General features: G+C 59.6%; 19 protein-coding genes. 1 reads left to right on the top strand and 18 read right to left on the bottom strand.

The window, feature by feature from the left end:
• Positions 1 to 41 precede the first annotated feature (41 nt).
• From PSH64_RS07900 to PSH64_RS07865, 8 genes are all read right to left on the bottom strand, one after another.
• Positions 42 to 2,294 (bottom strand): chemotaxis protein CheA, encoded by a 2,253-nt coding sequence (locus PSH64_RS07900; protein ID WP_305480395.1) that lies wholly within the window; start codon positions 2,292 to 2,294, stop codon positions 42 to 44.
• 37 nt (positions 2,295 to 2,331) lie between these two features.
• Positions 2,332 to 3,120: a protein phosphatase CheZ gene (locus tag PSH64_RS07895; RefSeq protein ID WP_105339838.1), complete on the bottom strand. Its 789-nt coding sequence runs from the start codon at positions 3,118 to 3,120 to the stop codon at positions 2,332 to 2,334.
• 21 nt (positions 3,121 to 3,141) lie between these two features.
• Entirely contained in the window at positions 3,142 to 3,513 is a 372-nt protein-coding gene (locus PSH64_RS07890) for a chemotaxis response regulator CheY (RefSeq protein ID WP_003183998.1), read from the bottom strand.
• Positions 3,514 to 3,680: 167 nt separating this feature from the next.
• The gene (gene fliA / locus PSH64_RS07885) at positions 3,681 to 4,421 is read right to left on the bottom strand and encodes an RNA polymerase sigma factor FliA (protein ID WP_007894214.1); all 741 of its coding nucleotides are present in this window, start codon (positions 4,419 to 4,421) and stop codon (positions 3,681 to 3,683) included.
• A complete protein-coding gene (gene fleN / locus PSH64_RS07880) occupies positions 4,418 to 5,248 on the bottom strand; it encodes a flagellar synthesis regulator FleN (RefSeq protein ID WP_003222917.1) in 831 nt (276 codons plus the stop codon). The genes fliA and fleN overlap by 4 nt, the downstream gene beginning before the upstream one ends.
• Before the next feature lie 116 nt (positions 5,249 to 5,364).
• Positions 5,365 to 6,693, bottom strand: a complete 1,329-nt coding sequence (gene flhF / locus PSH64_RS07875; RefSeq protein WP_105339839.1) for a flagellar biosynthesis protein FlhF — start codon at positions 6,691 to 6,693, stop codon at positions 5,365 to 5,367.
• A gap of 11 nt (positions 6,694 to 6,704) precedes the next feature.
• Positions 6,705 to 8,834 carry a flagellar biosynthesis protein FlhA gene (gene flhA, locus PSH64_RS07870; protein ID WP_105339840.1) on the bottom strand — a complete coding sequence of 710 codons (2,130 nt, stop codon included), beginning with the start codon at positions 8,832 to 8,834 and terminating at the stop codon, positions 6,705 to 6,707.
• A gap of 258 nt (positions 8,835 to 9,092) precedes the next feature.
• Positions 9,093 to 9,758 carry a hypothetical protein gene (locus PSH64_RS07865; protein ID WP_305480394.1) on the bottom strand — a complete coding sequence of 222 codons (666 nt, stop codon included), beginning with the start codon at positions 9,756 to 9,758 and terminating at the stop codon, positions 9,093 to 9,095.
• A 442-nt stretch (positions 9,759 to 10,200) separates the two neighbouring features.
• Between PSH64_RS07865 and PSH64_RS07860 the strand changes: the two genes are divergently transcribed.
• The gene (locus tag PSH64_RS07860) at positions 10,201 to 10,485 is read left to right on the top strand and encodes a hypothetical protein (RefSeq protein ID WP_305480393.1); all 285 of its coding nucleotides are present in this window, start codon (positions 10,201 to 10,203) and stop codon (positions 10,483 to 10,485) included.
• Positions 10,486 to 10,515: 30 nt separating this feature from the next.
• On the opposite strand, the gene flhB is transcribed toward PSH64_RS07860, so the two are convergent.
• The 10 genes from flhB to PSH64_RS07810 form a co-directional block, all read right to left on the bottom strand.
• On the bottom strand, positions 10,516 to 11,655 hold the full coding sequence (gene flhB, locus PSH64_RS07855; protein ID WP_305480392.1) for a flagellar biosynthesis protein FlhB: 1,140 nt from the start codon (positions 11,653 to 11,655) through the stop codon (positions 10,516 to 10,518).
• 3 nt (positions 11,656 to 11,658) lie between these two features.
• Positions 11,659 to 12,441, bottom strand: coding sequence for a flagellar biosynthetic protein FliR (gene fliR / locus PSH64_RS07850; protein WP_305480391.1), 783 nt, complete (start codon positions 12,439 to 12,441; stop codon positions 11,659 to 11,661).
• Positions 12,442 to 12,444: 3 nt separating this feature from the next.
• A complete protein-coding gene (gene fliQ, locus PSH64_RS07845) occupies positions 12,445 to 12,714 on the bottom strand; it encodes a flagellar biosynthesis protein FliQ (protein ID WP_007938648.1) in 270 nt (89 codons plus the stop codon).
• Positions 12,711 to 13,469 carry a flagellar type III secretion system pore protein FliP gene (gene fliP / locus PSH64_RS07840; RefSeq protein WP_105339844.1) on the bottom strand — a complete coding sequence of 253 codons (759 nt, stop codon included), beginning with the start codon at positions 13,467 to 13,469 and terminating at the stop codon, positions 12,711 to 12,713. Before fliP ends, fliQ begins: the two co-directional genes overlap by 4 nt.
• Positions 13,469 to 13,918, bottom strand: a complete 450-nt coding sequence (gene fliO, locus PSH64_RS07835) for a flagellar biosynthetic protein FliO (RefSeq protein WP_305480390.1) — start codon at positions 13,916 to 13,918, stop codon at positions 13,469 to 13,471. Before fliO ends, fliP begins: the two co-directional genes overlap by 1 nt.
• A complete protein-coding gene (fliN, locus tag PSH64_RS07830) occupies positions 13,919 to 14,377 on the bottom strand; it encodes a flagellar motor switch protein FliN (RefSeq protein ID WP_105339846.1) in 459 nt (152 codons plus the stop codon).
• 57 nt (positions 14,378 to 14,434) lie between these two features.
• A complete protein-coding gene (fliM, locus tag PSH64_RS07825) occupies positions 14,435 to 15,403 on the bottom strand; it encodes a flagellar motor switch protein FliM (RefSeq protein ID WP_007938639.1) in 969 nt (322 codons plus the stop codon).
• Between the two features lie 9 nt (positions 15,404 to 15,412).
• Positions 15,413 to 15,913 (bottom strand): flagellar basal body-associated protein FliL, encoded by a 501-nt coding sequence (gene fliL, locus PSH64_RS07820; RefSeq protein WP_105339847.1) that lies wholly within the window; start codon positions 15,911 to 15,913, stop codon positions 15,413 to 15,415.
• A 225-nt stretch (positions 15,914 to 16,138) separates the two neighbouring features.
• On the bottom strand, positions 16,139 to 17,500 hold the full coding sequence (locus PSH64_RS07815) for a flagellar hook-length control protein FliK (RefSeq protein WP_305480389.1): 1,362 nt from the start codon (positions 17,498 to 17,500) through the stop codon (positions 16,139 to 16,141).
• Between the two features lie 105 nt (positions 17,501 to 17,605).
• Complete coding sequence (locus PSH64_RS07810) at positions 17,606 to 17,953, bottom strand: Hpt domain-containing protein (protein WP_105339849.1); 348 nt, start codon at positions 17,951 to 17,953, stop codon at positions 17,606 to 17,608.
• Positions 17,954 to 17,967 lie beyond the last annotated feature (14 nt).

The raw sequence follows: 17,967 nt of genomic DNA, 5'->3' as shown, positions 1-17,967 counted from the left end.
CGTTAGACGGGGCGAGGCTCTGGCGCCCCGCTCCCCCAGAATCAAATACGCCGTGCGGCGTAACGCTTGAGCATGCTCGGAACATCGAGAATCAGTGCAATGCGGCCGTCACCGGTGATGGTGGCGCCGGACATGCCCGGGGTTCCCTGGAGCATTTTGCCCAATGGCTTGATGACCACTTCTTCCTGGCCCACCAACTGATCGACGACGAAGCCGATTCGCTGAGTGCCCACCGAAAGGATCACCACATGGCCTTCGCGCTGCTCTTCGTGAGCGGCGGAGCTGACCAGCCAGCGCTTGAGGTAGAACAAGGGCAGCGCCTTGTCCCGCACGATCACCACTTCCTGGCCGTCCACCACGTTGGTGCGCGACAGGTCGAGGTGGAAGATCTCGTTGACGTTCACCAGCGGGAACGCGAACGCCTGGTTGCCGAGCATGACCATCAGCGTCGGCATGATCGCCAGGGTCAACGGGACCTTGATGACGATCTTCGAGCCCTTGCCCTTGGTCGAGTAGATATTGATGGTGCCGTTGAGCTGGGCGATCTTGGTCTTCACCACGTCCATGCCCACGCCACGACCGGACACGTCGGAGATCTCGGTCTTGGTCGAGAAGCCCGGCGCGAAGATCAGGTTGAAGCAATCGGACTCGCTGAGACGGTCCGCCGCATCCTTGTCCATCAAACCTTTTTTCACGGCGATACCGCGCAGGACATCAGCGTCCATGCCCTTGCCGTCATCGGAGATGGACAGCAGGATGTGGTCGCCTTCCTGTTCAGCGGACAGAATCACCTTGCCGCTGCGAGGCTTGCCCATCGCTTCGCGATCAGCCGGCTCTTCGATACCGTGGTCGACCGAGTTGCGCACCAAGTGGACCAACGGGTCGGCCAAAGCCTCGACGAGGTTCTTGTCGAGGTCGGTTTCTTCGCCGACCAGCTCCAGGTTGATCTCTTTCTTGAGCTGGCGAGCCAGGTCGCGAACCAGGCGCGGGAAGCGCCCGAAGACTTTCTTGATCGGCTGCATCCGGGTCTTCATGACCGCGGTTTGCAGGTCGGCCGTGACCACGTCGAGGTTCGACACGGCCTTGGACATGGCTTCGTCGCCGCTGTTGAGGCCCAGCCGGACCAGGCGGTTACGCACCAGTACCAACTCGCCGACCATGTTCATGATTTCGTCCAGACGCGCGGTATCGACCCGCACGGTGGTCTCGGCTTCACTGGCCGGTTTTTCCGCGGGTGGTGCGGCCGGGGCGCGAGCAGGCGCCGGTGCAGCAGCGGCGGCAGGCTTCGGCGCTTCGGCTTTTGGCTCGGGCGCTTTGGCCACGGGCGCTGGCGCCGCAGCCTTGGCAACCGGGGCCGCTACCGAAGAAGCGGCAGAACCGGTGCCCACTTCAGTGAACTTGCCCTTGCCGTGCAATTCGTCGAGCAGCGATTCGAACTCGTGATCGGAGATCAGATCGCTGCCGGCCGCAGCGGCGGTTGGCGCAGCCGGGGTCGGAACCGAAGCAATGGCCGATTCCAGAGCATCGACCGCAAAGGTGCCTTTGCCGTGCAACTGGTCGAGCAGTGCTTCGAACTCGTCGTCGGTGATGTCGGAGCTGTCGCCGGCCGCTTTCGGGGCCGCCGGTGCGGTAGGCGCGGCGGCCACGGCATCGGGGGCGAACTGGCCTTTGCCGTGCAATTGATCGAGCAACGACTCGAACTCGGCGTCGGTGATTTCGTCGCTGGCTGCCGCATCGCCAGTCGGCGCCGGCACTGGAACAACGGCGGGCGCCTCGGCCTGAGCCTTGACGGCGTTCAGCGAGTCCAGCAACTGTTCGAATTCGTTATCGGTGATGTCACCGGATTCACTTTCGGCGGCAGGCTCTTGCACCACGTCAGCGACAGGTGCAGCTTCATCAGCCATTTGCGGCTCGGCCAGACGGGCCAGCGCCGCGAGCAATTCAGGCGTGGCAGCCGTGATCGGGCTGCGTTCGCGGACTTCGCTGAACATGCTGTTCACCGCGTCCAGCGCTTCGAGAACCACGTCCATCAGTTCCGAGTCGACGCGCCGCTCACCCTTGCGCAGGATGTCGAACACGTTCTCGGCGATGTGACAGCACTCCACCAGCTCATTGAGCTGGAGGAAGCCGGCGCCCCCTTTTACAGTGTGAAAACCGCGAAAAATTGCATTGAGCAAGTCCGCATCATCAGGTCGGCTTTCCAGCTCGACCAGTTGCTCGGACAGTTGCTCTAGAATCTCGCCGGCCTCAACCAGGAAATCCTGAAGGATCTCTTCATCGGCGCCGAAGCTCATTAAGGGGGTGCTCCTACAGGTCTAAAAACCCAGAAAACTAAAATCCAAGACTGGATAGCAAATCGTCCACATCGTCCTGACCGGACACAACGTCTTCTCTTTTATCGGCATGAATCTGCGGACCTTCACCCTGAGAGAGATGTTTTTGCGGATCTTTTTCAGCCAGCATCGCTTCACGGTCATGTTCGATACCCGCAAAGCGGTCTACCTGGCTGGCCATGAGTACGAGCTTGAGCAGGTTGCTTTCAACTTCGGTGACCAGTTGGGTCACACGCTTGATCACCTGACCGGTTAGGTCCTGGTAATCCTGGGCCAGCAAAATGTCGTTGAGGTTGCTCGACACGACGCGGTTGTCTTCACTGCTGCGTGTCAGGAAACCGTCGACCCGCCGGGCCAGTTCGCGGAACTCTTCAGCCCCGACTTCGCGACGCATGAACCGCCCCCAATCCGTGCTCAGCGCCTGAGCTTCGTCGCTCAGGCTGTTGATCAGCGGCGTGGCGTTTTCCACCAGGTCCATGGTGCGGTTGGCCGCGGCCTCGGTCAGCTTGACCACATAGGACAGGCGCTCGGTGGCATCCGTGATCTGAGACACTTCCTCGGCTTGCGGCATGTGCGGGTCAATCTGGAAATTGACGATCGCGCTATGCAGCTCGCGGGTGAGCTTGCCTACTTCCTGATACAGGCCGCGGTCACGGGTCTGGTTGAGCTCATGGATCAGTTGCACAGCGTCGCCGAACCTGCCTTTTTCAAGGCTTTCGACCAGTTCGACCGCGTGTTTTTTCAGGGTCGACTCGAAATCGCCCTGTGAAGATTCGTTATGCTCCATAGCTCCCCCGTGCGCAGTACATCAGCCGATGCGTTCGAAAATCTTCTCGATTTTTTCTTTCAACGCCTGGGCTGTGAAGGGTTTGACCACATAGCCGTTAACACCGGCCTGGGCCGCTTCGATGATTTGCTCGCGCTTGGCTTCGGCGGTCACCATCAGCACTGGCAGATGCTTGAGCTTTTCATCGGCGCGCACGTGACGCAGCAGATCGATACCGGTCATGCCCGGCATGTTCCAGTCCGTTACCAGAAAGTCGATGCTCCCGCTGTTGAGAACCGGAATGGCAGTGGTGCCATCGTCAGCCTCGACCGTGTTGGTGAACCCAAGGTCACGCAACAGGTTTTTTATGATCCGCCGCATCGTTGAGAAGTCATCAACGATGAGGATTTTCATGTTCTTGTCCAATTCGACCTCCAAGCAGTCTTAAACGCGCCCAGCACCTGGACGCGCCATTTCAATCAATCCGGCAAAGCACTCAATGACTGTCTGGAGCACAACAGATCGAGACCGGTGCAGTTCAACCCCACACCGGCTCCATTCGCAGTGTCCCCACACTGCCTTCAGCGCGCTCGCCACTCCCCCAAACGCCCCCGCAAACGGGCCGCGCACTGGCTGTGTAACTGGCTGACCCGCGACTCGCTGACCCCCAGGACCTCACCGATTTCCTTGAGATTCAACTCCTCGTCGTAGTACAGCGCCAACACCAGTCGCTCACGCTCCGGCAAATTGGCAATCGCGTCCGCCAGCGCTGCCTGGAAGCGTTCATCTTCCAGATCGCGTGACGGCTCGAGATGAGCACTCGCGCCATCCTCATGCAGCCCTTCGTGTTCGCCGTCCTGCAACAGATCGTCGAAACTGAATAACCGGCTGCCCAGGGTGTCGTTCAAAATCCCGTAATAATCGTCGAGACTCAATTGGAGTTCGGCCGCAACTTCGTGATCTTTAGCGTCACGGCCGGTTTTAGCTTCAATCGAGCGAATCGCGTCGCTGACCATGCGGGTATTGCGGTGGACCGAACGTGGCGCCCAGTCCCCCTTGCGCACTTCATCGAGCATCGCGCCGCGGATTCGAATGCCCGCGTACGTCTCGAAACTCGCGCCTTTGCTGGCGTCGTATTTGGTTGATACTTCAAGCAGGCCGATCATCCCGGCCTGGATCAGGTCTTCGACCTGGACACTGGCCGGCAGACGCGCCAGCAAGTGGTAGGCAATGCGTTTGACCAATGGCGCGTAACGCTCGATCAGCTCGTACTGCGCGTCACGTGCCGACTTCTTGTAGAGGTTGTAACCGCTGGCTGTCATAGCACAGGTCCTGCCGTTTGTTGCACGAGGCGCTCGACGAAAAACTCCAAGTGCCCACGCGGGTTGGCCGGCAGTGGCCAGGTATCGACTTTTTGCGCGATGGCCTTGAACGCCAGGGCGCACTTGGAACGCGGAAAGGCTTCGTAGACCGCACGCTGCTTCTGCACAGCCTTGCGCACGCTTTCGTCGTAAGGCACCGCACCGACGTATTGTAAGGCGACGTCGAGGAAGCGATCCGTGACCTTGGTCAACTTGGCGAACAGGTTGCGCCCTTCCTGCGGGCTCTGCGCCATGTTGGCCAGGACGCGGAAGCGGTTCATGCCGTAATCGCGGTTAAGCAGTTTGATCAGCGCGTAGGCGTCGGTGATCGAGGTCGGCTCATCGCATACCACCAGCAAGACTTCCTGCGCGGCGCGTACGAAGCTGACTACCGAGTCCCCAATGCCCGCGGCGGTGTCGATCACCAATACGTCGAGGTTGTCGCCGATGTCACTGAATGCCTGGATCAGGCCGGCGTGCTGGGCCGGGCTCAGATGAACCATGCTCTGGGTGCCGGACGCGGCCGGGACAATGCGGATTCCGCCAGGCCCCTGCAACAGCACGTCGCGCAGCTCACAGCGGCCTTCGATCACGTCGGCGAGTGTGCGTTTGGGTGTCAGTCCCAACAGAACGTCGACGTTCGCCAGCCCCAGATCGGCATCCAGCAGCATGACGCGCCGGCCGAGCTCAGCTAGAGCCAGGGACAAGTTCACTGACACGTTAGTCTTCCCGACGCCACCTTTGCCGCCGGTCACCGCGATCACCTGTACGGGATGCATGCTGCCCATGTTATTTCTTTACCTTGTCTTACTTAGACGGAGGCCACATTACTGGCTGCGCGTTCACCATCGGAACAATGCATGGCAGACCATCGATGTAGGTACAAAAAATGTTCATTAATACCTCAGCCAACCTGCTTGGTCGGGCTGTGGTAAATATCAGCGAACATGTCAGCCATGGCTTCTTCGCTGGGTTCTTCCTGCATTTGCACGCTAACGGCGCGACTGACCAGTTGATGACGGCGCGGCAGATGCAAATCATCCGGGATCCGCGGACCATCGGTCAGGTAAGCCACCGGCAACTCATGACTGATAGCCAGGCTCAACACCTCGCCAAGACTTGCCGTTTCATCCAGTTTAGTCAGGATGCAGCCGGCGAGGCCGCAGCGTTTGTAACTGTGATAAGCGGCAGTTAGAACCTGTTTCTGGCTGGTGGTTGCCAGAACCAGATAATTTTTTGATTTGATGCCGCGCCCGGCCAGGCTTTCGAGCTGCATGCGCAGGGCCGGATCGCTGGCCTGAAGGCCGGCGGTATCGATCAGCACCACGCGTTTGCGCAGCAATGGTTCCAGCGCCTGCACCAGGGATTGACCCGGGTCGACGTGGGTCACCGACACGTTGAGGATCCGGCCCAAGGTCTTGAGCTGTTCCTGAGCACCAATGCGATAGCTGTCCATGCTCACCAGCGCGATGTTCTGCGCGCCGTACTTGAGCACGTAACGGGCCGCGAGCTTGGCCAGTGTGGTGGTCTTGCCCATGCCGGCCGGGCCGACCATGGCAATGACACCACCCTCTTCCAGCGGCTCGACTTCCGGGGTGGCAATCATCCGCGCCAGGTGCGCGAGCAACATGCGCCAGGCCTGACGAGGCTCTTCAATGTCGGTAATCAGCGCCAGCAGATCTCGCGACAACGGGCCGGACAGGCCGATACGCTGCAGACGACGCCAAAGATTGGCCTGAGCCGGACGGCTGCCTTGCAGCTGATTCCAGGCCAGCGAGCCAAGCTGCACTTCCATCAGTTCACGCAGGCTATTGAGTTCGAAACGCATCGAATCGAAGGCGCGCGGGTCCACACCGCCGGAGGCTGGCGCAGGGGCCGGCGCTGCACGACGAGGTTCGGCGTAGGTTGGCTCGATCAGCGGTTCGGCGGCGGTCAACGGCAGGCCGGCGAACAACTGGCGATTGGTGGTCTTGTCGCTCTCGCCATCGCCGCGCAGGCTCAGCTCGGCCTGGGCAGTGACGATCCGCGACTGGGTCTTGCGCAGCTCGTCCTCGAGTTCCATGTTCGGGACACGCGGGGCCAGCGCCGACAATTTGTAATCCAGGGCAGCCGTCAGCTCGACACCACCGGCGATCCGGCGATTGCCAATGATGGCGGCATCGGCGCCCAGCTCATCACGAACCAGTTTCATGGCCTGACGCATATCGGCGGCGAAAAAACGCTTAACTTGCATAAACCACTACCTCAGCCGTTGGGCCCTACTGTCGCAACGATGGTCACTTGCTTGTTGTCAGGAATTTCCTGGTAAGCCAACACGTGCAAGCCCGGGACTGCCAGCCGACCGAATCGCGAGAGCATCGCGCGAACCGGACCGGCCACCAGCAGAATCACCGGTTGACCTTGCATTTCCTGACGCTGCGCCGCATCGATCAATGAGCGTTGCAGTTTCTCCGCCATGCTTGGCTCCAGCAGAACACCCTCTTCCGAGCCTTGTCCTGCCTTCTGAAGACTATTGAGCAATATTTGTTCCAACCTTGGCTCCAAGGTGATCACAGGCAGCTCCGACTCAGTGCCTACAATGCTTTGCACGATTGCACGGGATACGCCGACACGCACCGCGGCCACCAAAGCGGCAGTATCTTGACTCTTGGCAGCGTTGTTCGCGATGGCTTCGGCGATGCTGCGAATGTCCCGTACCGGCACCTGCTCGGCCAGCAACGCCTGCAAGACTTTGAGCAGTTGCGACAGCGAAACCACCCCCGGCACCAGTTCTTCAGCCAGCTTCGGTGAGCTTTTGGCCAGCAATTGCATGAGTTGCTGGACTTCTTCGTGGCCGATCAGCTCGCTGGAATGCTTGTACAGAATCTGGTTCAAGTGGGTTGCCACGACCGTACTGGCATCGACCACGGTGTAACCGAGGGATTGCGCCTGGGCGCGCTGGCTGATTTCGATCCACACCGCTTCCAGGCCAAAAGCCGGATCTTTGGCGGTAATGCCGTTGAGCGTGCCGTAGACCTGCCCCGGGTTGATCGCCAGTTCCCGGTCCGGGTAAATCTCGGCTTCAGCCAGGATCACGCCCATCAGGGTCAGGCGATAGGCACTGGGTGCGAGGTCGAGGTTGTCACGGATATGCACAGTCGGCATCAGGAAGCCCAGGTCCTGGGAGAGCTTTTTACGCACACCCTTGATCCGCGCCAGCAACTGACCACCCTGGTTGCGGTCCACCAGCGGAATCAGGCGGTAGCCGACTTCCAGGCCGATCATGTCGATCGGCGTCACGTCATCCCAGCCAAGCTCCTTGGTTTCCTGAGCTCGGGCCGGCGACGGCAGCAGCTCCTGCTGACGCTTGACCTCTTGCAGGGCCTGAACCTTGACGGCGTTCTGCTTCTTCCAGAACAGGTAAGCGCCACCGGCCGCCAGGGCCGCCATGGACAGAAAGGAGACATGCGGCATGCCCGGCACCAGGCCCATCACCGCCATCAAGCCAGCGGCTACCGCCAAGGCTTTTGGCGAGGCGAACATCTGGCGACCGATCTGCTTGCCCATGTCTTCCGAGCCGGAAGCACGGGTCACCATGATCGCCGCGGCGGTCGACAACAGCAGTGATGGCAATTGCGCCACCAAACCGTCACCAATGGTCAACAGCGCGTAAACCTTGCCGGCGTCACCGAAGCTCATGCCGTGCTGGAAGATCCCGACCGCCATGCCACCGATCAGGTTGATGAACAGAATCAGCAGGCCGGCGATGGCGTCACCGCGCACGAATTTGCTGGCACCATCCATGGAACCGTAGAACTCGGCCTCCTGAGCTACTTCCATCCGGCGCAGTTTTGCCTGGTTCTGGTCGATCAGGCCGGCGTTCAAGTCGGCATCGATGGCCATCTGTTTGCCCGGCATCGCATCGAGGGTGAAACGCGCGCTCACCTCGGAAATCCGCCCGGCGCCCTTGGTCACCACGACAAAGTTGATGATCATCAAAATCGCGAAGACCACGATACCGACCACGTAGTTACCGCCGATCACCACTTCGCCGAAGGCCTGAATCACCTTGCCGGCGGCGGCATGGCCGTCCTGACCGTGGAGCATCACCACCCGCGTCGAGGCCACGTTCAGCGCCAGTCGCAACAACGTCGCCACCAGCAGAATGGTCGGGAACACCGCAAAATCCAGTGGCCGCAAGGCGTACACGCAGACCAGCAACACAACGATGGACAAGGCAATGTTGAAGGTGAAAAACACGTCCAGCAGGAACGGCGGCACCGGCAACATCATCATGGCCAGCATGACCAGCAGCAACAGCGGCACACCCAGATTGCCCCGACTGAGGTCGGCAATGTTTGTGCGGGCATTGCTGATTAACTGAGAGCGATCCACCGGTTTTCCCCGTTCCTTTAACGCAAACTTTTGACGCCTGAAGCAGGCGCAGGGCGGCTACTGCAAGAAGCCTTCCAACTTTTGCAGAGGCGGAAAATAGAGGGATTTATTGGGCTTTTGTAACAGCTGCCAAGCCTGCGAGGCTGCGTTCGAGCCGGGGTCGCGCGCTCGAAAGTCCCCGCAAGGGTTTTACGACGACTGCGCAGCCGGACACAGTTTCCCGTGCTCGGCAACCGCAACAACAGAGCATTTGATAAGTCAGCCCGCGGTCAGCACCTGTTTGTCAGTGATTGGACCAAAACTCAATGCTTTGCCATTGATGTAACGTACGCCCTTGAGCATTTCGACACCGTCGATTACGACGGACTCTTCTTGGGTGTACATGAGCGTCACCCTCGAAACAGGCGTCAGTTTTTCAGACTCTTTCTCGAGCTGTTCTATCAGGGTAAGCGCCCAATGAAAGGGGATAATCCCAAGATCTTTGATCTCGATCTGGCGCCCCTCGTCTTCCCAGCGAAAGTCCTGTCGTGCCGTGATGGACAACTTGTCACCAACTATTGTGAACTCCGGCTTGCTATATCGCCTTTCCATCTCCCCACCGATCCAGCCCTCCATGTATGAATCACGATTCGTGAAGAGTTCGAAAAGCTTTGCGTTGTTGACGATCGTCCCGGCATCACTATTAAACGGACGGTAGTTGTTATGATAGGCCAGCCCTCCCAATTCGGGCCGAATCGCGTTAGTTGCCTCTTTCAAATAGTCCGGAATGTAGACGTTCGCCATCTGCACAAAATGCGTGAAATCCAGAACCAAATTGAAAGTAACGGTGTAACCGATCGCCCGTTCGCGAAGATTTTCCTCCAACCTCCCCGACACAAACTCCACTTCCATCCCTTGCAGTTTCCGATATTCAAGATTTTCCATGACTGCCTCCTCGAGGACTCTGATGCGATACCAATCCTTGACACTCGTATCAAACAATCAGAGACGCCACAGCAAGGATATAAATTGGGTGAAACCCCATGGGTATGACAGCGCTAGATGGCACTGACTGTCTACTGTCAAAACTAACAGGTATGCGGGACTCCCGGGCAAACGGAGTGCGGGGTAACACCGCTAATCCATCTCTCAAGAAGCACGCCATAAATCCGACAGAATCAGCAGACCATTCTTGAGCGTATCTGGGTACCACCCTGACCTACAAAGCGCGCTCAGAAATTCGAAACAATCCCCCTGACTAAACAGGCTGGCCTACATCTAGCCGCTTGTCGGATTTTAGTACCCATCTGTAATTTCTGATAGTAGACAGCCCACCCAGTGCCTGTTTGACTCTCATATCCTTTTACACAAGCAGGGGGTATGTGACATGAACTCCCAATCATTGAAACAGCAAGTACTTGAAATTTTTACGACATGGAAGATGCCTCACGCCTCATCTTTCAGCCTTTTGTTCATCAATACCCTTAAAGGCTTCATCGCTTATTTTTTTGACGAAAACGACAAGGAGATAGGCCAAGTAAATGAGCCAGGGAACGATAATGAAAACAAGCCAAAAAAACTAGAATTCGGGCACAAAGGCATCAGTAAGATCGCACGAGTCGAACCTGACGGAGCGAATCTGATTATCGACAATATCCTAGCCATTCCCTGACTTTTGACATTCATCGCAAAGGCGCCCCGATCAGGAATCGCGCCGCAAATCCGGCGGAATCGGCAAATCGTCCTTGAGCGGATCCGGCCGCTTGCCCTTGCCCGCGCGGTACTGGCGGATCTGGTAGACGTAAGCCAGTACCTGAGCCACCGCCAGATACAGCCCGCCAGGAATTTCCTGATCCAGTTCCGTGGAGTAGTAGATCGAACGCGCCAGGGCCGGCGACTCCAGCAACAGCACTTCGTTGGCCACCGCTATTTCGCGAATCTTCAAGGCCAGGAAGTCGCTACCCTTGGCGATCAGCATCGGCGCCCCGCCCTTTTCCGGATCGTACTTGAGCGCCACAGCGTAGTGAGTCGGGTTGGTGATCACCACGTCGGCATCAGGGATCGCGGCCATCATCCGCCGCTGCGACATCTCGCGCTGTAGCTGGCGAATGCGTTGCTTGACCTCCGGCCGCCCTTCCTGATCCTTGTGTTCGTCACGGATTTCCTGCTTGGTCATCAACAGCTTTTTGTGGCTTTCCCACAGCTGCACCGGCACGTCGACCGCAGCGATGATGATCAGCCCGCAAGCCATCCACAATGTGCTCCAGCCCACCACTTGCAGACTATGGATGATCGCCATGTCCAAGGGTTCATGGGCGATGCGCAGCAGATCATCGATGTCCGACGACAACACCGCCAGCGCCACGAACAATACGATGAAGAACTTGGCCAGGGCCTTGAGCAGCTCCACCAGCGCCTTGGCCGAGAACATCCGCTTCAGGCCAGCGCCGGGGTTCATGCGACTGAACTTGGGCGCCATGGAGCCTGCCGCGAACAGCCACCCTCCCAGGGAGATCGGACCGATCAGCGCGGCCAGCAGCAACGTGATCATGACCGGCTGAATCGCCAACAGAGCGATCTGCCCCGAGTGCAGCAGGAAGATGCCCATGTTGCGCTGATCCAGAATCGCTTCCCGCGACAGCGTGAAGTTTATCCGCATCAATTCCATCAAGTCCTGGGCCAACGCGCCGCCAAAAATCAGCAAGGCGCCGGCGCCGGCCAGCATCACCGCCAGGGTGTTGAGCTCCTTGGAGCGCGCAATTTCACCCTTCTCACGGGAGTCCTTCTTGCGCTTCTCCGTGGGGTCTTCTGTTTTGTCCTGACCGCTTTCGCTCTCAGCCATGACTCAGCGCGCCCGTGCCAGTTCGCGTAACAACTGCAAGGCCTCGGCGGCCAGCGGTTGATACTGATTGAGAATGTCCGCCAGGCCGACCCAGACGATGAACAAGCCGAGCACCAGGGTCAGCGGAAAGCCGATCGAGAAGATGTTCAGCTGCGGTGCCGCCCGGGTCATCACGCCAAACGCGATGTTGACCACCAGCAACGCGGTGATTGCCGGCAGCACCAGCAACAGCGCCGCACCGAGTACCCAGCCGAGCTTGCCGGCCAGCTCCCAGAAATGATTGACCATCAAGCCGCCACCGACCGGCAGCGTGGTAAAGCTTTCGGTGAGGACTTCGAACACCACCAGGTGGCCGTTCATCGACAGGAACAACAACGTCACCAGCATGGTGAAAAACTGCCCGATGACCGCCACCGACACGCCGTTCGTAGGGTCGACCATCGAAGCGAAACCCATGCCCATCTGGATCGCCACAATCTGCCCCGCCACCACGAACGCCTGGAAGAACAGTTGCAAGGAGAAACCGAGAACCGCACCGATGATGATCTGCTCGGCAATCAGCAGCAGTGCACTCAAGTCCAGCGCATTGACCGGCGGCATCGGTGGCAGACCGGGGGCAATCACGAAGGTGATCGCCAGGGCGAAGTACAAACGCACGCGTTTGGGCACCAGCGCCGTACCGAAAATCGGCATGACCATCAGCAATGAACCGACGCGAAACAACGGCAACATGAACGTCGCCACCCAGGTGCTGATCTGGGTATCGGTCAGCTGCAGCAGCGACATGGCTTAACCGATGACCTGAGGAATGCTGTGGTACAGCTGCAGAATGTACTCCATGAAGGTCTGCACCAGCCACGGGCCGGCAACGATCAGCGTCACCAGCATCACCAGCAGGCGCGGCAGGAAGCTCAGGGTCTGTTCGTTGATCTGGGTAGCGGCCTGGAACATCGCCACCAACAACCCCACCAGCAAGCTCGGAATCACCAGCACCGCGACCATCATGGTGGTCAGCCACAGTGCTTCGCGAAAGATGTCTACGGCAACTTCCGGCGTCATGGTGAAACACCGCCGAAGCTGCTGGCCAACGTGCCGATGATCAACGCCCAGCCATCCACCAGCACGAACAGCATGATTTTGAACGGCAGGGAAATGATCAGCGGCGAGAGCATCATCATACCCATCGCCATCAGCACACTGGCCACCACCAGGTCGATGATCAGGAATGGTATGAAGATCATGAAGCCGATCTGGAATGCGGTTTTCAGCTCCGAGGTCACGAACGCCGGCACCAGAATCGTCAGCGGCGCCTGATCCGGCGTAGCAATGTCGGTGCGCTTGGACAGGCGCATGAACAGCTCCAGGTCACTGCTGCGAGTCTGGGCCAGCATGAAATCCTTGATCGGCACCTGAGCCTTGGCGACAGCATCCTGAGCGGTGAGTTTCTCCGCCAGGTACGGCTGCAAGGCATCCTGATTCACCCGGTCGAACACCGGCGCCATGATGAACATAGTGAGGAACAGCGCCATGCCGGTGAGGATCTGGTTCGACGGCGTCTGCTGCAAGCCCAGGGCCTGACGCAGGATCGAGAAGACGATGATGATCCGGGTGAAACTGGTCATCAGCATGACGAACGCCGGGATGAAACTCAGCGCGGTCATGATCAGCAGGATTTGCAGGCTGACCGAGTATTCCTGCGCGCCTTGGGCGTTGGTGCCCAGGGTGATCGCCGGGATCGACAACGGATCGGCGGCCAACGCCAGCGGCGCGGCCAGCATCAGGGCCAGCGTCAAGACGATGCGTAACGCACCCATTACTTCTTATCCTTCTGATCCTTGCCCAACAGCTCCAACAGACGCTGGGCGAACTCGGGAGTCGTTTTTTCAGTCCCGCCCGGCACCTGCACCGGCTCCTTGAGCACATGCAACGCGGTGATGGTGCCGGGGCTCAGGCCGAGCAGAATCTGTTCGTTGCCCACCTGCACCAGCATCAATCGGTCACGGGGGCCAAGCGCCCGGGAACCGATCAGCTCGATCACCTGCCCCTTGCCCGCCGGCCCGGCCTGCTGGACCCGGCGCAGCAGCCAGGCGAGGAGGAAGATCAAGCCCAGCACCAGCAGCAAGCCGAACACCAACTGCGTCAATTGCCCGGCCACACCGCTGCTGACGGCCGGCGCGGCGGCTGTCGCTGCCGGTTCGGCTGCCAGTACGCTGAATGGCAATGCCAGCGCGAACCCGAGCGCCCCTCCCAGAACCTTTTTCACTCAGCGCAGCTTCTTGATGCGTTCGCTTGGGCTGATCACGTCGGTCAGGCGGATGCCGAACTTTTCGTTGACCACCACCACTTCACCGTGGGCGATGAGCGTGCCGTTGACCAGCACGTCCAGCGGCTCACCGGCCAGGCGATCGAGCTCGATTACCGAACCCTGGTTGAGTTGCAACAGGTTGCGGATGTTGATGTCGGTGCTGCCGACTTCCATGGAAATCGACACCGGGATGTCAAGAATCACGTCCAGGTTCGGACCGTCCAGTGTCACCGGCTCGTGGCTCTTCGGTACGCTGCCGAACTCTTCCATCGGCAGACGATTGGAGCCCGACGCACCGGTATCGGCCGCCAGCAGCGCATCGATGTCGGCCTGCCCGGCGTCACCGGTTTCTTCCAGGGCAGCAGCCCACTCGTCGGCCAGTGCCTGGTCGTCCTGGGCGTTCATATCGTCGTTCATCATTTGTCCTCGGCGGGCAACAATTCAGTTAAATGCGTAGGGGGGTACGAGCGCCGGTCAGCGGCGCTCGATCGGCTCGATCACTTGCAACGCGAGGTTGCCTTTGTGCGAGCCCATCTTGACCTTGAAGGCCGGCACGCCGTTGGCGCGCATGATCATTTCTTCCGGCATCTCGACCGGGATCACATCCCCGGGCTGCATGTGCAGGATGTCCCGCAGGCGCAGCTGGCGACGGGCAACGGTGGCACCGATAGGCACGTCGACATCCAGCACGTCCTGGCGCAAGGCGTTGATCCAGCGCTCGTCCTGATCGTCGAGGTCCGACTGGAAACCGGCATCGAGCATCTCGCGCACCGGCTCGATCATCGAGTACGGCATGGTCACGTGCAGGTCGCCGCCACCGCCATCGAGTTCGATGTGGAACGTCGACACCACAATGGCTTCGCTCGGGCCGACGATGTTGGCCATGGCCGGGTTCACTTCCGAGTTGATGTACTCGAAGTTCACTTCCATGATCGCCTGCCAGGCTTCCTTCAAATCGACGAAAGCCTGCTCCAGCACCATGCGCACCACACGCAGTTCGGTGGGGGTGAATTCACGCCCTTCGATCTTCGCGTGACGGCCGTCGCCGCCGAAGAAGTTGTCCACCAGCTTGAACACCAGTTTGGCGTCGAGGATGAACAGCGCGGTGCCGCGCAGGGGTTTGATCTTGACCAGGTTGAGACTGGTCGGCACGTACAGCGAGTGCACGTATTCGCCGAACTTCATCACCTGCACGCCACCGACGGCAACGTCCGCCGAGCGGCGCAGCATGTTGAACATGCTGATGCGGGTGTAGCGGGCGAAACGCTCGTTGATCATTTCCAGGGTCGGCATGCGTCCACGGACGATGCGATCCTGGCTGGTCAGGTCGTAGCTTTTGACACTGCCGGGTTCGGCAGCGTTATCGGTCTGTACCAGACCATCGTCGACGCCATGCAACAGCGCATCGATCTCATCCTGGGACAGCAGGTCCTGCACGGCCATGTCGTGTTCCTACTGCAGTACGAAATTAGTGAAAAGCAACTGTTCGATCACCACTTTGCCCAGCTCTTTCTGGGCCACTTCCTGGACGCTGGCCGTGGCCTTCTGACGCAACATCTCCTGGCCGACCGGGGTCGCCAGCGTGGCGAAATCCTGAGCGGAAAACAGCATGACCAGGTTATTGCGGATCACCGGCATATGGACTTTGAGTGCCTCCAGATCGGCCTGATTGCGGCCCAGCATGGTGATGCTCACCTGCATGTAGCGTTGACGGCCGTTCTGGGTGTAGTTGGCCACGAAGGCCGGAGCCATGGGCTCGAAGATCGCCGGCTGCTTGCCGGCCACTGCGGTTTCAGCCGCAGCGGCAGGCTTGCTCTGGGCGCTGTGCATGAAGAACCAGGTCGCCCCCACGGACAAGCCGATCGCCAGCAGCAGGGCCACGACGATCACAATGATCAGCTTGATTTTGCCTTTGGTTGCGGGGTCTCTTACTACTGCTTCGCTCTTCGCCATGCCAATAATCCGTCACTATTCGGGTTTTCACAGTCGCACGGCAAGGCAAGAGCAAGTGTTATGCCAGAAGTGTCGGTAGGTGGGGGAGACGGCGAATGATCGGCGAACACCAATCAAATGTGGGAGCGGGCTTGCTCGCGAATGCAGTGTGACAGCCAACATAGATGTTGAATGTTAAATCGCATTCGCGAGCAAGCCCGCCCCCACAAGGTTTTCTGCGTTTGATCAGGCGTAGTAGTCGACGGCGCTGGAGCCAATCACGCTGGTGGTGTTGGCGGCTACTTCAGCGACGGTCGCGGGAAGCTCTTCATCGACGGAATCGAGGCGACCGCCACTGGCATTGGTGCGCCCGCCCTGCCCCTGTTGAGCCTGTTCCTGCCCCCGGCCCTGCCAGCCGCGGGACTGATCGGAAACGTTGACGTCGACCTGGCCCATACCCTGCTGCGCGAACATGTCCCGCAGGCGATGCATTTGCCCATCGAGTGCTTCGCGAACACTTGGATGAGCGCTCATGAAGGTCACTTGGGTCTGCTGATCCGGAACCATGTTCACCCGAATATCGAGACGCCCCAGTTCGGCCGGCTGCAACTGGATATCCGCCGCCTTGAGATTGGCGCTGGACAGGTACATGACCCGATTGACCACCTCTTCGGTCCAACCGCTCTGATGCATGGCGATCGGCTGGTTCACCGGCAATGCATTGGCAGTCTTGGGCGTTGCCGCCTGCGTCAGTGCCGCCAGACGGTTGGCGAAGTCATCGACGCGGGTATCGCTGCTGGCGGACTTGAGATCCTTGAGGCCGTCATCGATCAGGCCACTGAACGCCTTCTCGCCACCCTGGCTGGTACTGTCCTTGTCGGCCTGCACATCGAGCATGCTTGCCATGCCCGCGGCAAAGTTCTGCGCCGAGGTCAGCTCGCCGTCGGCTTGAGCCGGGGTCGGGGCCGATTTGGGCTGGGCCTGGCTGGTGGCCGAAACGTGCCCGCTCTGCTCCATGGCCATGCGCACGGCCGGCAGTGCATCGAGCGGATCGGCTTCTGGATCAAAATCAGAATCGGCGGTCGCGGTGGTCGGCGTCGCGGCAACAGCGGCTGCGACGGGTGCTTCAACGACTGACTGCACGGTGGCGACAACCGATGGAGTTTCCGGCACAAGGGCTGGCAGCACCGGCTGCACCACTTGCATCAACGCCGGATCGAGGGCTGGATCGACAGGCGCGGTATCGACTACCGGCGTCGCCGGCTCGGCGGTGTCCGGCGCGTCATCGCTGGCGGTCTTGTCAGCGGACTGCGCCGGTTTATCGGCGGGCAAGGATTTGCCGCTATCGGCAACCGTCGGTTCCGGGGCGGCAGACGAGTCGTTGCCCACGTCCTTTTTGCCAGTGTTGTCCGAGGCTTTGTCACGTACGGGTTTAGCCGATCCGTCCGCCGTGGCCGAGGCCTTGTTCTGGGCCTGATTGGCGTAGACCTGAGCGAAGCTGGACGCCTTGTCCCCGGGCTCAGCCGTCGACGCCGGGGTATTGACGGACGCGGCTTGAGTCTTGGCCGCGGCGGCGGCCTGAAGAAGAATGTTGGGGGTAACGGGCATGGAACGGTCTCCGCTGCACTGGGATCGTAGGTACAGATGAGTGAGTTGACTGCAAGGGTCGAGCCAGCTTTGTTCGCTGGCCGCCAAAAGCGCCGGATGGTTGTCTTATTCAGCCAGGGAGCGCTGGCGTTCAGCCTCGAAGAGCGGTCGGACAATCGCGAATTCGCCGTCGATTTCTCCGACCAGCGCTTCAATGCCATCGAGGCTTTTTTGCTTGGCTCGCTGCTCCAGCTCATGGCACAGCTCCGCCAGCCGGGTAGCGCCCATGTTGCTGCTACTGCCCTTGAAGCTGTGCGCAGTGGCGCCCAACTGATCGGCATTGTCCGCCTGGCGCAGCAGACTCAAGCGCTCTTCGGAATCGGTGAGAAAGGTATCGAGCAATTCTGGATACCCGTCCTCCATAACTTCCTGCAACGCGCTCAGCACGTCACGATCCAGATGTGTGTCGTCCACTTGTTCACTCCTTT

This window comes from Pseudomonas sp. FP1742, from assembly GCF_030687145.1.
In the GTDB taxonomy this organism is placed as follows: domain Bacteria; phylum Pseudomonadota; class Gammaproteobacteria; order Pseudomonadales; family Pseudomonadaceae; genus Aquipseudomonas; species Aquipseudomonas frederiksbergensis_D.
This window is presented reverse-complemented; position numbering and strand designations above follow the sequence as displayed.

Excerpts from the sequence above, each read along its gene's own strand:
- PSH64_RS07900 (WP_305480395.1), bottom strand. The coding sequence starts at position 2,294 with ATGAGCTTCGGCGCCGATGAAGAGATCCTTCAGGATTTCCTGGTTGAG.
- PSH64_RS07895 (WP_105339838.1), bottom strand. The coding sequence starts at position 3,120 with ATGGAGCATAACGAATCTTCACAGGGCGATTTCGAGTCGACCCTGAAA.
- PSH64_RS07890 (WP_003183998.1), bottom strand. The coding sequence starts at position 3,513 with ATGAAAATCCTCATCGTTGATGACTTCTCAACGATGCGGCGGATCATA.
- fliA (WP_007894214.1), bottom strand. The coding sequence starts at position 4,421 with ATGACAGCCAGCGGTTACAACCTCTACAAGAAGTCGGCACGTGACGCG.
- fleN (WP_003222917.1), bottom strand. The coding sequence starts at position 5,248 with ATGGGCAGCATGCATCCCGTACAGGTGATCGCGGTGACCGGCGGCAAA.
- flhF (WP_105339839.1), bottom strand. The coding sequence starts at position 6,693 with ATGCAAGTTAAGCGTTTTTTCGCCGCCGATATGCGTCAGGCCATGAAA.
- PSH64_RS07865 (WP_305480394.1), bottom strand. The coding sequence starts at position 9,758 with ATGGAAAATCTTGAATATCGGAAACTGCAAGGGATGGAAGTGGAGTTT.
- PSH64_RS07860 (WP_305480393.1), top strand. The coding sequence starts at position 10,201 with ATGAACTCCCAATCATTGAAACAGCAAGTACTTGAAATTTTTACGACA.
- flhB (WP_305480392.1), bottom strand. The coding sequence starts at position 11,655 with ATGGCTGAGAGCGAAAGCGGTCAGGACAAAACAGAAGACCCCACGGAG.
- fliR (WP_305480391.1), bottom strand. The coding sequence starts at position 12,441 with ATGTCGCTGCTGCAGCTGACCGATACCCAGATCAGCACCTGGGTGGCG.
- fliQ (WP_007938648.1), bottom strand. The coding sequence starts at position 12,714 with ATGACGCCGGAAGTTGCCGTAGACATCTTTCGCGAAGCACTGTGGCTG.
- fliP (WP_105339844.1), bottom strand. The coding sequence starts at position 13,469 with ATGGGTGCGTTACGCATCGTCTTGACGCTGGCCCTGATGCTGGCCGCG.
- fliN (WP_105339846.1), bottom strand. The coding sequence starts at position 14,377 with ATGAACGACGATATGAACGCCCAGGACGACCAGGCACTGGCCGACGAG.
- fliM (WP_007938639.1), bottom strand. The coding sequence starts at position 15,403 with ATGGCCGTGCAGGACCTGCTGTCCCAGGATGAGATCGATGCGCTGTTG.
- fliL (WP_105339847.1), bottom strand. The coding sequence starts at position 15,913 with ATGGCGAAGAGCGAAGCAGTAGTAAGAGACCCCGCAACCAAAGGCAAA.
- PSH64_RS07815 (WP_305480389.1), bottom strand. The coding sequence starts at position 17,500 with ATGCCCGTTACCCCCAACATTCTTCTTCAGGCCGCCGCCGCGGCCAAG.